Here is a 14843-nt window from a genome sequence, read left to right as displayed (position 1 = left end):
ACGACATGCTCAAGACCCTGATCCGCACGAGTGCCCTCGCGACCGCCCTGGCGATCGGTTCGCTCGGCCTCGCGTCCGGAGCCATCGCGCAGGACATGCCGATGGTGGGCGGCGCGCCGATGGATCCCATGAAGACGATCCCGGAGAACGCCTCGCAGGCCAGCAACCTCACGACGCTGGTCGCCGCCGTGAAGGCGGCCGGGCTGGCCGAGACGCTTTCGGGCCCCGGCCCCTTCACCGTCTTCGCCCCGACCAACGCCGCCTTCGAGAAGCTGCCGGCGGGCACGGTGGACGAACTCCTGAAGCCGGAAAACAAGGACAAGCTGACCAAGATCCTGACCTATCACGTGGTCCCGGCCAAGGCGACGAGCGAGGCCGCGATGAAGATGATCCAGGACGACGGCGGCAAGCACAACGTGACCACCGTGTCGGGCGACACGCTGACCCTGCAGATGAACGGCGACAAGCTCGTGGTGATCGACGAGATGGGCCACGGCGCGACCGTGACGCAGGCCGACGTCATGCAGTCGAACGGCGTGGTGCACGTGATCGACACGGTGCTGATGCCGAACTAAGGCGCCCCGCGCCGGGCGAACCGGAAGCCGCCGGCCCCCGTGCCGGCGGCTTTTTCGTGCCTCAGCCCGTCTTCCGCCGCCCTTCGGACCCGCCATGCGTCCGGGACGATCCCTTGCAGCTCCGCTTGGCCTCGTAGAGCGCCTCGTCGGCGAGGCGCAGGATCGTCTCCCGGTCGTGGTCGGCATCGCCCGACCAGGCGACACCGACCGTCCCCGACACGTTCGCGATGTGCCCCTTCGCGTGGGTGACGAGATGCAGGTCGCGCAGGAGCCGCGCGGTCACCGCCTCGACGTCCCGCTGCCCGTCGGTCGCCGGTACGAGGACGGCGAATTCGTCACCGCCGAGCCGGGCGGAGAAGCAGTCGTCGTAGCACGGTTGGCGCAGCCTCTCGGCGACCCGGCGCAGGACCGCGTCGCCCGCCGCATGCCCCAACGCGTCGTTCAGGCCCTTGAACCCGTCGAGATCCACCATCAGGACGGCGAGCTCCCCGCCCTCGGCCTGCGCCTTACGCAGCCGCTGCTCGAGGACCCGATGGAACTCCGCCCGGTTCGGCATCTGCGTCAGCTCGTCGGTTCGCGCCCGGTGCAGAAGCTCCTGCTCCATGCGGTGGCGTTCCGTGATGTCCTGGATCAGGCCGATCAGCGCCACCGGCGCCCCCTTCGACAGCTCGATCTCGCCCATGCAGCGCACCCGGCGACGGTTGCCCTTGGCGGTCACGAAGTCGCCGTCGAGCTCGAACGGCGCGCCCGTGTCGAGCGTGCGCATCACCGCGTCGATGAAGGCCGTCCGATGCGGCTCGGGAAAGAAGTCCATGAGGTTGCCGTTCGGCACGCCCTCGGACTGCGGAAGATCGTGGATCGCGAACACGCCGTCCGACCACGTGGTCGCCTTGCGCGCGAGGTCGTAGCGCCACGAACCCATGTCGGCCATCTGCTCGGCCTGCTTGAACTGCCGGCGCTCGCGCTCCAGGCGCTCCACCACGCCCATCAGGTCGCGCGACGCTTCGGCCGCCCGCGAGGCGACCGCCCGCGTCTCCACCAGGGCCTCGGCGATGCAGGCGAGCTCCGCCAGCACGTCCAGGTCGGCGCCGGACGAGGCGCGCGGCTCGTCGTCCAGGACGCAGAGCGTGCCGATCGTCACGGCGGCGCCGTCCGCCTGCCGCACCCGGACCGGAACGCCGGCATAGTAGCGGATGTGCGGGGCTCCGGTCACGAACGGGCTCGCGGCGAAGCGCGGATCGGCCGAGGCGTCGGCCACCGCCATCGGCTCCTCGCCCTCGAACACGGCCGTGCAGAGGGCGGACGCCCGTTCCGTCTCCTGCGCCAGGGGGCCGCAGCGTGCCTTGAACCACTGCCGGTCCGCGTCGATCAGGGTGAACGAGGCCATGCGTGTTCCCAGCAGCCGCTGGGCCGTGCGCGCGAGGGCGTCGAACTGCCGCTCGGGAGGCGTGTCGAGCAGCCCCGTCTCCGCCAACGCCTTCTGACGAAGCGCCTCGCGCTGGCCGTCGCGCATGTGTGTTCCCCTCCGGGTCCGTCACGCCGGCCCTTCGGACCCGCACGGATCTACGCGATAGCGCAATTCCCTTAAGCTTGGATTAGACCCGGCTGCGGGATCGCGCTCAGGTGGTGCGGCGCCCCTCTCGCGCTCCGATCGGGGATGGAGGCTCGGAACGAGGCGCTCTACCTTTGTCGGGCGGGCGCGGCCGCCACCTTGCCGCGCCGGCGATGGGCCGGTCCGGATCGCAGACGGCGCCCCGCACGAGGAGGCGACGCGCATGTTTGGTTACACGCCCGAACGGCTTCGATCCGATCTCCTCGCCTTCGCCGCCGACTTCCTCGCCGTGTTCCGCGAGCCCTCGACCTTCCTTCAGCTCGCCCTGGTCGGCTTGTGCTTCCTGATTGCCTGGGGGCTCGACCGTCTGACCCGCGACGCGATCGAGCGCGCCGCCCGCCGCATCCGGGGTTCGGCGCGGCTCCTGCGCATCGTCTCGGCGATCCGCCGCCGGATGCGGCTCGTGTTCTTCGTCGCGCTGCTCTGGATCTCCACCCTGTTCGACACGGCGGCGGGCGGGCCGCGATCGCAGGTCCTGTCGATCGTGCTCGACCTCGCGCTCGCCTTCCTGGTGATCGTGGTCGCCTCGCGGATCGTGCGCAACCGCGTCCTGTCGCGCGCGATCACCGTGGTCGCCTGGGGGCTGGCGGCCCTGTCGATCCTGCATCTGTCGGAGCCGGTCGCGGCGGCCCTCGACGGCGCGGCGATCCGGGTCGGCCAGTCCCGCGTCTCGGCGCTTCTGGTGCTGAAGGCCCTCGGCATCCTGGCCGCGACGCTCTGGTTCGCCTCCGTGCTCGGCCACTATCTTGATGCCCGCGTCCAGCGCAGCGACGAGCTGACGCCGACCCTGCGCGTCCTGATCGGCAAGTTCCTGCGCATCGGCCTTCTTCTCCTGGCCTTCGCCGTGGCGCTCGGGGCCGTGGGCGTCGACCTCACGGCGCTGACGGTCCTGTCCGGCGCGCTCGGCGTCGGACTGGGCTTCGGCCTCCAGAAGGTGGTCTCCAACTTCATCTCGGGCGTGATCATCCTGCTGGACCGCTCCATCAAGCCGGGCGACACGATCTCGCTCGGCGACACGTTCGGCTGGATCCGCGAGCTGCGGGCCCGCTTCGTCTCGGTGGTGACGCGCGATGGGCGCGAGTACCTGATCCCGAACGAGGACTTCATCACCAACCAGGTGGTCAACTGGAGCTTCACCAACGACCTGGTGCGCGTCGACGTCACCTTCGGCGTCGCCTACGACAGCGATCCGCACGCGGTGATCCGCTTGGCGACGGCGGCGGCGGGCGGGGTCGGGCGCGTGGTGGCGGAACGGCCGGTCGTGTGCTGGATCACCGGCTTCGGCGAGTCCTCGATCGACTTCGTGCTGCGGTTCTGGATCCGCGATCCGCAGGCGGGCCTGACCAACGTGAAGGGCGAGGTCTATCTGGCGCTGTGGGACACCTTCAAGGCGAACGGCGTCGCCATCCCCTTCCCCCAGCGCGAGGTCACCGTGCGCATGGCGGACGCAAGTCCCGGCACCTGAGCCTCTCGCGGCGCCGCCATCCCCCGCCCCCCCGCCGCAGGCCCGCAAGGCCGGCCGGGCGCCCCTTCCCCTCCAGCCCCCGATCTCCATGGTCTCCGTTCTCGACATCTCCGCGATGCTTCTGGTTCTGTCGGCCCTGTTCGGCTGGCTGAACCACCGCCTGATCCGGCTTCCCCACGCGACCGGCCTCCTGGTCATGGGGCTCCTGTCCTCGCTCGTCCTGGTGGGGATCGAGGCGCTGTTTCCGGGCGAGCTGATCTACGACGAACTCGCCCGCGCCCTGCGCCAGATCGACTTCACCAAGGTCGTCATGGACGGCATGCTGGCTTTCCTCCTGTTCGCCGGCGCCATCAACCTGAACGTCCGCCTTCTGCGCAGCCGGGCCTGGCAGATCGCCTTCCTGGCGCTCGTCGGCACCGTGATCTCGACCGCCGTCGTGGGCTTCCTGTTCTGGTGGGCGGCGGGACTGATCGGGCTGGCGGTGCCCCTCGCCTGGGCGCTGGTCTTCGGGGCCCTGATCAGTCCGACCGATCCGGTGGCGGTGCTCAACGTCCTCAAGAACGTCGAGGTGCCGGACGCGGTGCAGATCGAGATGCAGGGCGAGGCGCTGTTCAACGACGGGGTGGGCGTCGTGCTGTTCACGCTGCTGATCGGCTTCGCCACCGGAATGGGCGGCGACGACTTCACGATCGCCTCGGCGTTCGAGAGGCTCGCCGTCGAGGCGGGGGGCGGCATCGCGCTCGGGCTGGTCGCCGGATACGTCGCCTACCGGGCGATGCGGGCGATCGACGACTTTCCGGTCGAGGTCCTCATTACCCTGGCCCTCGTGGCGGGCACGTATGCCCTCGCGCAGCGCCTCGACCTCAGCGGGCCGCTCGCCGTGGTGGCGGCCGGGATCGTGGTCGGCGACCTCGCGCCACGCCGCGCCATGAGCGACCGCACGCAGGGCTACGTGTCCTCGCTCTGGACGCTGGTGGACGAGGTGCTGAACTCGGTCCTGTTCCTGCTGATCGGCCTCGAGGTCGTGATCCTGCGCTTCGACGGCACCACCACCCTTCTGGCGCTGGCCGCCGTGCCGCTGGTCCTGTTCGCCCGACTGGTCGCGGTGTCGACGCCGGTGCTTCTGTTCCGCTGGACGGGCGCCCTGTCGGCCCGCAACATCCCGTTCCTGACCTGGGCAGGGGTTCGCGGAGGCATCTCGGTGGCGCTCGCCCTGTCCCTGCCGGACGGACCGGCCAAGTCGCCGATCCTCGCCGCGACCTATGCGGTGGTGCTGTTCACGATCGTGGTGCAGGGCCTGACGCTCGGCGCGGTGGCGCGCCGGACCTTGGCGCGCCCGCCTGCGGATTGAACAGGCGGTCGCTAGTCGCGACCGACCTCCTCGGACAGGTCGCGCAGGCGCCGCTTGTCGGCTTCGATCGACAGCGCCGCCTCGGCCCGCGCCAGCGCCTCGGCGGAATGGCGCCGGGCGTTCTCGGCAAAGCCCTCGCCGCCGAAGCGCGCGAGCGTGCGGAACGCCTTCTGGAGGCGCACGCCGATCTCCACCGTCGAGGCGCCGTCGCGCGCGATGGGCGTGAACAGGTCGTCGAACAGGTCGCCCACCGCGAGCGGCGGCACGAACACGTTGGGAAAGGGCACCTCGCCCTCGCGCTCCGGCGGCTCGCCCCATACCGCCAGGAGCCGCACCGCCCGCCCGATCACGTCGATCGCGGTTCCCGGATCGTTGATGCCGGGCGACAGGGCGCGGCTGGCGATCTCTGTCAGCACCGAGGCGCCGAAGCGCGGATCCTGGTCGTAGGAGCGGATGTCCTCGATGGTGAAGCAGTCGCGGATGGCCTGCTCCTGGTTCTCCAGGTCGATCCCGTCGGCCATGGCGATCGGCGCGGTGGGGTCGGCGAGGTCACCCGGAATGCTCCGCAGGTAGATGCGGCCGGTGCCCTCGCTGGCGAGCGCCGACAGGGCGCCGACGTCGACATGCTGCACGTAGCCGACCTCGCTCACGAAGACGGGCCGGGCGGAGCGCGGGATCGCGGCCGGATCGTGCAGCGGCGAGCCGCCCATGTAGGGCAGTAGCCGGCGCTCGCGCATGGCCTCCATCGCCGCCGCCTCGACCCGCTCGGTGGTCTGCGTCACGCGCCCCAGGCTCGACAGATGGTCGATCCAACGCAGGAGGGTGACCACGATGGCGACGATCATCAGGATCGTCACCGCGAAGAGCACCACGCGCCCCTGGTCGCCGTAGAGGCCCGTCGACAGGGCGACGATGCCCACGAGGCTGAACAGGAACGAGCCGATGAAGGTCGACAGCACGTTGTGGGTCGTGGTGTCCTCGATCACCAGCCGCGTGGCGCGCGGGGTGACGTTGCTAGTCGCCGCCGAATAGGCCGAGACCATCGTGGACAGGGAGAAGGTCGTCACCGTCAGCATCGAAGAGGCGATGATGCCGAGGATGTTGTCGACGGCGTCTGAACCGATCTTGGTCGGCAGGTCGCTCGGGATGTAGGGGCTGAGCCAGGTCGCCGCGAGCGCGGTGACGACACCGCCCAGCGAGAACAGGGCGGCGCGCACCCAGATGCGCCGCGACAGGCGGCGCAGGAGCCAGAACCAGCGCGACGTCACGGACGCGACGCGCTCCCGGCGCGGCTGATCGAATCGTCGGCTTCGCCGGGCTGGTCCGCGCCCCGCGCCGCGCCGTTCCGCCGCAGGGGACCGGGCGGCTCGCGGTCCGGGCGCCTCGGCCAACCCTCGCGCTGCTCGCCCCGGATGCCGTCGGTCTCCTCGGTCTGATCATGCAGCAGCACGACCTGCGTGGGATAGGGCATGTCGATGCCGACGCCGTCGAGCGCCTGCTTGACCGCCTCGAGCACGGCGCTCTGGACATGCACCACGTTGGTGCGCTTGGAGTTCGTCCACCAGCGCACGCGCAGGTTCACGCTGGAACCGGCCAGTTCCCAGACCAGCACCTCCGGCGCCGGCTCGGTCTCGATCCCCGGCACCGACCGGATCGCTTCGAGGATCGCGCGGCGTGCGCCCTCGATGTCGTCGCCGTAGCCGATGCCCACGTCGTATTGCGAGCGGCGCGTGGGACGCGCGGTGTTGACCGTGACGGCGTGCGAATAGACGTCGGCATTGGGGATGATGACGCGCCGCCCGTCGTACATGGCGATGATCGTCGCCCGCGTCTCGATCCACTCCACCGTTCCCTCGTAGCCGTTGACGACGATCTGGTCGCCGACGCCGAACGGCCGCTGGATCAGGATCAGGAGGCCCGCCAGCCAGTTCTGCAGGATGTCCTTGAAGGCGAAGCCGATCGCCACCGAGCCGATGCCGAGCCCGGCGATCAGGTCGCCGGGGTTGAGCGAGGGGATGACGATGGTCAGGGCCAGCAGGCCGCCGACCAGCAGGATCACCCATTTCACGAAGGAGCCGAGCACCGCGCCCAGATTGGACCGGTCGTGCCGGTTGGCCCAGGAGCGGAAGGAACGTTCCACCGCCCAGGCGACCGCGAACACCAGCGCGAACAGGACGATGGCGACTACGATGTTGGGCAGAAGGCGCTGGAAGCCGACCACCCAGGTCTCGATCTTGGACAGCACGAAGGCGGGGTCGACCCGCACGGCCTGGTCGACGGTCCGTGGGGCATCGGCGGCCAGGGCGTCGACGGCGGCCGGTCCGGTTGTGGCGGTGGACGCGGGAACTTGCGCGAAGGCTTGCGACATGGCGCGGGGGCTCTCGGATGGCATCGGGGATGGGCCCCGTGCGAAGGGCCCGCGCACGGCAACATGGTGCGGCGCGGCGGAACGGCACCCCTCCCCGCCGCAACCGAGCGCCGTTCCTTCGAACTACCTGGTCCGACGGCCGCCGCCGTCCGGTGGGTGGACGCGCGGCGGCCGATGCGACGACGCCTCAGGCCAGCGTGCGAACCTTGGGCTCGCGGTCCCAGTAGCGGCGCTTGGCCGCATCCACGAAGCCGGCGAGGTCCGTGACGCCCGCGTCGGCCTCGACGCCCGCCTTGTCGAGCAGGGGCTTGGCGGCCGCGTTGTGGCCGATCGCCTTGAGATGGCCGAAGGCGTCCATCACCCACTGCACGGCCGCCCCTTCCTTCGCGAGCTTGGCGGCGGCCTCGGCGGAGAGAACCACCGCGCAGGCGTCCACCGTGGCCGAGGGCTGGCCGAAGAGCTGGGCGTCGGCCTTGACGCGGCTGCCGTCGGAAAGCGGAACGGCGCCGACCTTGGGCGCGATCGTGATCGGGTGGCCGCCGGCCTTCTTCACCGCGTCCCGGACCGCCTTCAGCTCGCCCGCGTCGGTGCCGTCGGCGAACAGGATGCCGACCGTGCGGCCCTCCAGCGTGTGCTTCTCCAGCGGTCCGCGCACGATGCGCAGCGCCGGCGAGGGCTCCATATCGATCACCGGCACCTTGGTCGGCGAGGCCTTCGGCAGGTCCATCGCGAGACCTTCGGCGACCCGGGTCGCCAGTTCCTCGTCGACGTTGCGCAGGTTCGCCATCATCGCGATGCGGATGTGCTCGATCGAGACCTTGGAGAGTTCGAACACGAAGGCCGAGGCGATATGGGCCTGCTCGGCCGGGTCCATGGAGCGCCAGAAGAGGCGCGCCTGGCTGTAGTGGTCGGCGAAGCTCTCGGGGCGGATGCGCAGCTTCTCGCCCTCCTCCTGCGCCGGATAGGTCTTGTAGCCGTTCTCCCGATCCTCGCGCGCGCCGCCCGGCTCGCCGGCCCGGGCGAGACTGTTGGGCTCGTAGTTGGCGCGGCCCTTGGGCACCTGCATCTGCATGTGTCCGTCACGCTGCTGGTTCATGAAGGGGCAGCCTCCCGGCCGGCCCTTGGCCTGGTTGATCGGGAGTTGGTGGAAGTTCACCGTGCCGAGGCGCGAGAGCTGCGTGTCGGTGTAGCTGAACAGGCGCCCCTGGAGCAGCGGATCGTTGGAGAAGCCGATGCCGGGCACCACGTGGCTCGGCACGAAAGCGGCCTGTTCGGTCTCGGCGAAGAAGTTGTCGGGATAGCGGTCGAGCACCATCCGGCCGACGATGCGGACCGGCAGCACCTCTTCGGGGATGATCTTGGTCGCGTCCAGCACGTCGTAGGGCTGGCTGTCGGCGAAGGCCTGGTCGAAGAGCTGGACGCCGAGCTCCCATTCCGGGTAGTCGCCGCGCCCGATCCGCTCGAACAGGTCGCGGCGCTGGAAGTCGGGATCAGCCCCGGCGACCTTCACCGTCTCGTCCCAGATGGTGGAAGCCAGGCCCGCCTTCGGCTTCCAGTGGAACTTGACGAAGGTCGACTTGCCTTCCTTGTTCATGAACCGGAACGTGTGGATGCCGAAACCTTCCATGTTGGCGAAGGTGCGCGGCAGGGTGCGGTCCGACATGATCCACATGGCCATGTGGGTCGATTCCGGCATCAGCGAGATGAAGTCCCAGAACGTGTCGTGGGCGGTCGCCGCCTGCGGGTAGCCGCGGTCGGCCTCCATCTTGGCGGCGTGGATCAGGTCGGGAAACTTGATCGCGTCCTGGATGAAGAAGACGGGGATGTTGTTGCCGACGAGATCCCAGTTGCCCTCGCGCGTGTAGAACTTCACCGCGAAGCCGCGCACGTCGCGCGGCGTGTCGACCGAGCCCGCCCCGCCCGCCACCGTGGAGAAGCGGACGAACACCTCGGTGCGCTGCCCCTTCTTCTGGAAGAGGTCGGCGCAGGTGATGTCGGACAGGCTGTCCGTGCACTCGAAATAGCCGTGCGCCGCCGAGCCGCGCGCATGCACGATGCGCTCGGGGATGCGCTCGTGGTCGAAGTGGTTCATCTTCTCGCGGAAGACCTCGTCCTCGATGAGGACCGGCCCCCGCGCTCCCGCCTTGAGCTGGTTCTGGTTGTCGCTGATCGGCGTGCCGTGATTGGTGGTCAGCACCGGGTGATCGGCGTCCGCGACTTGATGCGTCTCGCCGCCGTTGCCCTGATTGAGCGCGGAATGGTCTGTCATCGTCTTCCCCGTCCTGACCGATTGTCGAACAGTTCCAATCTGGGAAGGCTTCGCGGCCGGGCAACTACGGCGATCAAGTCGGACGACTTTGCCGTGTGGCGGGAGGTCGCACCGGCGGCGAGACGGTCTGGGCGACACGGGCATGCCAAGCCGACAGGCTTATATATTAGACTAAGCTAAATTAGATACGGCTTACCCGTGGAGGGATGTCATGGACGACATGCCGGCGTTCGAAGCCAAGGCGAGCGAGGTCGCCGCCATTCTGAGGGCGGTCGCCAACGAGCGCCGCCTGATGCTCTTGTGCAGGCTCCTCGACATGGGCGAGGCGAATGTCGGGACGCTGGCGGAGGCCGTCGGGCTGTCGCAGTCCGCCCTGTCGCAGCATCTCACGGTCCTGCGCGACCAGGGCATCGTCGCCCGCCGCCGCGAAAGCCAGACGCTCTGGTACCGGATCGCCGATCCGCGGATCGAGGCCCTGTTCTCGACCCTGCACGGCCTGTTCTGCCCGCCCGGGGACGAGGCAGATGCCTCGCGACGCCCGCCCGATCCCATCGCCTGAGGACGCGACCCCATGGACCAGTTCACCCCCGTGTCCGCCTTGGGCGGCGGACTCCTGATCGGGTTTTCGGCCGCCCTGCTGCTTCTGGCGAACGGACGCGTCGCCGGCATCAGCGGCATCCTCGACGGCGCCCTCCGGCCGGAGGGCCCGGAGGCGCGCTGGCGCCTCGCCTTTCTTGTCGGACTGCTGACCGCCGCGCCCCTGATGGCGCTCGCCGGCTACGCGCTTCCCACCGTCTCGATGCCCGCGACGCTGCCGCTCGTGATTTTCGGCGGCTTTCTCGTCGGGTTCGGCACGCGGCTCGGGTCCGGCTGCACCAGCGGCCACGGCGTCTGCGGCATCGCGCGGGGCTCGGGGCGCTCGATCCTCGCCACCGCGGTCTTCATGGCGAGCGCCGCCCTCACCGTCTTCACCGTCCGCCACGTCCTGGGAGGCTGATCCATGGCGCGCATCCTCGTCGCCCTCGTGGCCGGCCTCCTGTTCGGCATCGGCCTCGTGGTCTCGCAGATGGTGGTGCCCGAGAAGGTGCTCGGCTTTCTCGACGTCTTCGGCGCGTGGGATCCGAGCCTCGCCTTCGTGATGGCGGGCGCGATCCTGGTTGCGGCGCCCGCCTTCGCGCTCGCGGGCCTGATGAAGCGCCCGCTGGTCGCGCCCCGCTTCGAGATCCCGTCCCGGCGCGACATTGACGCCCGGCTGCTCGCGGGCGCCGCCGTGTTCGGCATCGGTTGGGGTCTCGTGGGCCTGTGCCCGGGTCCGGCGCTCGCCGCGATCGGCCTCGCCCCCGTGCCCGCGCTGGTCTTCGTGGCGGCCATGATCGCCGGCATGGCGGCCTTCCGTGCGACCCTCGCTCCGGCCGCCGCCGCTCCGCCGGCGACGGACGCCTGAGCGCCCTCCCCCCTCAGCGAAGGGGACGTTTCGGCGCGTTCGCCGCCGGGTCATGGTGAAGCGTCGGAATCGCCGTCTCGAAGAGGGGTTCCCAGGCTCGGATATGGCTTCGCAGCAACTCGTCCACGCCGCCGACGTCACCGGCCCTGACGTATTCGATGATCCTGTAGTGCTCGCCGACCGAAGCTTCCTGCCGCTCGCGGCCTTCCGCCGAGTTCTCGCCGTAGAAACGCATCCGGTCACGCAGGGAGAAGATGGTGTGGGTCAGGATCGGGTTGTCGGCGAGCGCGATCAGCACGTGATGATACTTCCGATCGGCGATCAGGTAGTTGCGGAAGTCCCGTCGCGCGACGGAATCGGCGATCTCGTCCGCCACGGCGACGAGCGGGGAAAGGTCGAGACCGGGCATGCGGGCGACCGTGCGCGCCGCGTAGGTTTCCAGGACGTCCCGCATGTCGAAGATGTTGCGGGTTTCCTCGATGGACGGCGTCGTGACGCGGAAGCCGCGGTTGCGGTGCGATTCCAGAAGACCGAGTTGCACGAGTTCCAGGAGAGCCTCGCGCACGGGCGTGCTCGAGATCTGAAAGCTGGTGGCCAGACTGGGCACCGAATACATGTCGCCCGGCTTGGCGTGACCGGCGATGATCTCGGCCCGGATCTGCTGGAAGACCTTCGCTCTGAGGTTCTCATCCGCCATCTGACAACGTCCCGTCGCGTCCCGCCGCCGATACGCCCCTTCCTCGAGGCGGATCTGGAGAATGCCCGGAACCGTCGGCGCAGTTTGGCAAGAATATCCCATATCGCCGCCGATGGAACCGGCATTCGCATCTGCGAAAGAGACCGGCCGCATCGCGAGACGCGACATCTGCGCCGCAGCATAGGGCCCGGGTCCTCCGTCGCGATGCGTGCGCCGGCTCCCAAACCTTCGTAAGGTCCAAAGCCTGTTTCGGGCGCAAGCGCTGCCGCATCCGGCAGCCGGAGCGGTGCCATCTGCGTGGCCAGCGGCCAGCAGGACATCATGGTCGCGGATCGGACCAGGACCTGACGGACCCCTTCCCGGCGCTCCGTTGCCGTTGCGTCATCGACGCCTTTCTCGGCCTTCGAGATCCGCCCCTTCGTCGCGACGCCTTGCTCGCCCTCGCATCTCGATGCGAACAGGCGAGCCGACGCAAAATCCGCAAAGCATGGACCTCGGATGTCGGTTCAGCCGACGAAACCGTCGCGCCCCGATGGCGACGGCGGCCGCCCCTGCGTCGACGGCAGCTCGTGCCGCCCGCTCTCCGACGATCGCCGCCGTTACACCCGTCAGATGTCCAGGTTGGCGACCTGCAGGGCGTTTTCCTGGATGAACTCGCGGCGCGGCTCTACTTCGTCGCCCATCAGACGCGAGAAGAGCTGGTCGGCGTCGGTCGCGTCGGCGACCTTGACCTGGAGGAGCGAGCGGACCTCGGGGTCCAGCGTGGTTTCCCAGAGCTGCTCCGGATCCATTTCGCCGAGGCCCTTGTAGCGCTGCAGCGACAGACCCTTGCGGCCGACGTCGAACACAGCGCCCAGGAGGTCGAGCGGCCCTGCGAGGGCTCGCTCGGTCTCCTTGCGCTTGAGGACGGGCGGCGAATCGTAGATCTCGCCGAGCCGCCCGGCGAGACGGTGGAGCGCGATCGCGTCGGCCGACTGGATCAGCCCCGCGTCGAGCGCCTGCACCTCGAGCACCCCGCGCACGGTACGCTGGAAGCGGTAGCCGCCCTCGCCGTCCGCCTCGCCGATCCAGCCGCGCTCGGTCTCCTCGGCGACCGCGTCCAGCGCCTTGGCGATCCGGTCGGCCATGACCTCCGCCTCGCCCCGGTTCTCGGCCACGGACGGGCTGAGCGCGCCGGCGATCGCCGCCTGCTCGACCACGGGGCGCGCATAGCGCGAGTGCAGACCGTTCAGCACCTGGCGCACCTGGAGCGCATCCTCCACCACGGTGCGCAGGTCGCGGCCCGAGCGGACCTCGCCCGAGCCGAGCGTCAGGATGGCGTCGTCCAGGCCGCCGTCGATCAGGTAGTTCTCCAGCGCCTTCTCGTTCTTGAGATACTGGCTCTGCTTGCCGCGCGTCACCTTATAGAGCGGCGGCTGGGCGATGTAGATGTAGCCGCGCTCGATCAGTTCGGGCATCTGCCGGAAGAAGAAGGTGAGCAGCAGCGTGCGGATATGGGCGCCGTCGACGTCGGCGTCCGTCATGATGATGATCTTGTGGTAGCGCAGCTTGTCCGGGTTGAACTCGTCCTTGCCGATCGAGGTGCCGAGCGCGGTGATCAGCGTGCCGATCTGGTCGGAGCCGAGCATCCGGTCGAAGCGGGCGCGCTCGACGTTGAGGATCTTGCCGCGCAAGGGGAGGATCGCCTGGTTCTGGCGCGAGCGCGCGCCCTTGGCCGAGCCGCCGGCCGAATCGCCCTCGACGATGAAGATCTCGGACTTCGCCGGATCCTTCTCCTGGCAGTCGGCGAGCTTGCCGGGCAAGGAGGTGATGTCGAGCGCGCCCTTGCGCCGCGTCAGCTCGCGCGCCTTGCGCGCCGCCTCGCGCGCGGCGGCCGCTTCGACCACCTTGGCGGTGACCACGCGGGCCTCCTGCGGGTGCTCCTCGAACCACGAGCTCAGCGTCTCGTTGACGAGGCTCTCCACCACCGGGCGCACCTCGGAGGACACGAGCTTGTCCTTGGTCTGCGAGGAGAACTTCGGGTCCGGCACCTTGACCGACAGGATGCAGGACAGGCCCTCGCGGCAATCGTCGCCGGTGGGCTGCACCTTTTCCTTCTTCAGGGTGCCCGACGTCTCGGCATAGCCGATGACCTGCCGCGTCAGCGCCCCGCGGAACCCCGCCATGTGGGTGCCGCCGTCACGCTGGGGGATGTTGTTGGTGAAGCAGAGCACGGTCTCGTTGTAGGAATCGTTCCACCACAGCGCGGCCTCGACCGTGATGCCGTCCTTCTCGCCCTTCAGGACGATCGGCTCGCCGATCAGCGGCTTGCGGGCGCGGTCGAGATAGCGGACGAACGCCTCCAGCCCGCCCTCGTAGAACAGCTCGCTGCGCTTCTCGTCGGCATGGCGCTTGTCGGTGAGCACGATGCGCACGCCCGAGTTCAGGAAGGCGAGCTCGCGCAGGCGATGCTCCAGCGTCCCGTAGTCGAACGAGGTCACGCCCCGGAACGTCTCGGTGGAGGGCAGGAAGGTCACCGCGGTTCCGGTGTCCGACCCCGCTTCGCCGGTCACCGCGAGCGGCGCGTCCGGCACGCCGTGGGTGAAGCTCATCTCGTGGACCTGCCCCTTGCGGCAGATCCGCATGCGCAGCCAGACCGAGAGCGCGTTGACCACCGACACGCCGACGCCGTGCAGGCCGCCCGAGACTTTGTAGGAGTTCTGGTCGAACTTTCCGCCGGCGTGGAGCTGGGTCATGATGACCTCGGCCGCCGAGACGCCCTCGGAGGAATGGATGTCGGTCGGGATGCCGCGTCCGTTGTCGGTCACGGTGCAGGAGCCGTCGGCGTTGAGCGTCACGGTGACCAGCGTCGCGTGGCCGGCCAGCGCCTCGTCGATCGCGTTGTCCACCACCTCGTAGACCATGTGGTGCAGGCCGGAGCCGTCGTCCGTGTCGCCGATATACATGCCGGGACGCTTGCGGACCGCGTCGAGACCCTTCAGCACCTTGATGGAATCGGCACCGTACTCGGCGCCCGCGCCGGGGGTCGTCTCGAAGGCTTCTGACATGATGTTCCTGTGGTG

The 14843-nt window shown here is 69.3% G+C and carries 12 protein-coding genes; 6 read left to right on the top strand and 6 right to left on the bottom strand.

Going from position 1 to position 14843, the window contains the following annotated elements:
* The first annotated feature begins 5 nt into the window (after positions 1 to 5).
* Complete coding sequence (locus D3218_RS10545; protein WP_119540040.1) at positions 6 to 575, top strand: fasciclin domain-containing protein; 570 nt, start codon at positions 6 to 8, stop codon at positions 573 to 575.
* Between the two features lie 61 nt (positions 576 to 636).
* Here the strand turns inward: D3218_RS10545 and D3218_RS10540 are convergent, their stop codons facing one another.
* Entirely contained in the window at positions 637 to 2088 is a 1452-nt protein-coding gene (locus D3218_RS10540) for a diguanylate cyclase domain-containing protein (RefSeq protein WP_119540039.1), read from the bottom strand.
* A gap of 262 nt (positions 2089 to 2350) precedes the next feature.
* On the opposite strand from D3218_RS10540, the gene D3218_RS10535 reads away from it, so the two are divergent.
* Positions 2351 to 3652, top strand: coding sequence for a mechanosensitive ion channel family protein (locus tag D3218_RS10535; RefSeq protein WP_119540038.1), 1302 nt, complete (start codon positions 2351 to 2353; stop codon positions 3650 to 3652).
* An 88-nt stretch (positions 3653 to 3740) separates the two neighbouring features.
* Positions 3741 to 5003 (top strand): cation:proton antiporter, encoded by a 1263-nt coding sequence (locus D3218_RS10530; protein WP_119540037.1) that lies wholly within the window; start codon positions 3741 to 3743, stop codon positions 5001 to 5003.
* Between the two features lie 11 nt (positions 5004 to 5014).
* Here the strand turns inward: D3218_RS10530 and D3218_RS10525 are convergent, their stop codons facing one another.
* From D3218_RS10525 to D3218_RS10515, 3 genes are all read right to left on the bottom strand, one after another.
* Positions 5015 to 6271: a DUF2254 domain-containing protein gene (locus D3218_RS10525; protein WP_119540036.1), complete on the bottom strand. Its 1257-nt coding sequence runs from the start codon at positions 6269 to 6271 to the stop codon at positions 5015 to 5017.
* Positions 6268 to 7371 (bottom strand): mechanosensitive ion channel family protein, encoded by a 1104-nt coding sequence (locus D3218_RS10520; RefSeq protein WP_245415002.1) that lies wholly within the window; start codon positions 7369 to 7371, stop codon positions 6268 to 6270. The genes D3218_RS10525 and D3218_RS10520 overlap by 4 nt, the downstream gene beginning before the upstream one ends.
* 187 nt (positions 7372 to 7558) lie before the next feature.
* Positions 7559 to 9640 carry a catalase gene (locus tag D3218_RS10515; protein WP_119540034.1) on the bottom strand — a complete coding sequence of 694 codons (2082 nt, stop codon included), beginning with the start codon at positions 9638 to 9640 and terminating at the stop codon, positions 7559 to 7561.
* Positions 9641 to 9851: 211 nt separating this feature from the next.
* Between D3218_RS10515 and D3218_RS10510 the strand changes: the two genes are divergently transcribed.
* Genes D3218_RS10510 through D3218_RS10500 form a run of 3 tightly spaced genes read left to right on the top strand, consistent with a single transcriptional unit; the run spans position 9852 to position 11084 of the window.
* A complete protein-coding gene (locus D3218_RS10510; RefSeq protein WP_119540033.1) occupies positions 9852 to 10199 on the top strand; it encodes an ArsR/SmtB family transcription factor in 348 nt (115 codons plus the stop codon).
* A gap of 12 nt (positions 10200 to 10211) precedes the next feature.
* Entirely contained in the window at positions 10212 to 10637 is a 426-nt protein-coding gene (locus D3218_RS10505; protein ID WP_119540032.1) for a YeeE/YedE family protein, read from the top strand.
* Between the two features lie 3 nt (positions 10638 to 10640).
* On the top strand, positions 10641 to 11084 hold the full coding sequence (locus tag D3218_RS10500; protein WP_119540031.1) for a DUF6691 family protein: 444 nt from the start codon (positions 10641 to 10643) through the stop codon (positions 11082 to 11084).
* A 13-nt stretch (positions 11085 to 11097) separates the two neighbouring features.
* Here the strand turns inward: D3218_RS10500 and D3218_RS10495 are convergent, their stop codons facing one another.
* Both D3218_RS10495 and gyrB read right to left on the bottom strand, forming a co-directional pair.
* Positions 11098 to 11949, bottom strand: a complete 852-nt coding sequence (locus tag D3218_RS10495) for a GntR family transcriptional regulator (protein WP_245415001.1) — start codon at positions 11947 to 11949, stop codon at positions 11098 to 11100.
* A gap of 440 nt (positions 11950 to 12389) precedes the next feature.
* Positions 12390 to 14828 (bottom strand): DNA topoisomerase (ATP-hydrolyzing) subunit B, encoded by a 2439-nt coding sequence (gyrB, locus tag D3218_RS10490; RefSeq protein ID WP_119540029.1) that lies wholly within the window; start codon positions 14826 to 14828, stop codon positions 12390 to 12392.
* Positions 14829 to 14843 lie beyond the last annotated feature (15 nt).

The sequence above is a fragment of the Aureimonas flava genome (genome assembly GCF_003583935.1).
Lineage (GTDB): Bacteria > Pseudomonadota > Alphaproteobacteria > Rhizobiales > Rhizobiaceae > Aureimonas > Aureimonas flava.
Note: the sequence above shows the minus strand (reverse complement) of the source record. Positions and strands in the feature narration are given on the sequence as shown.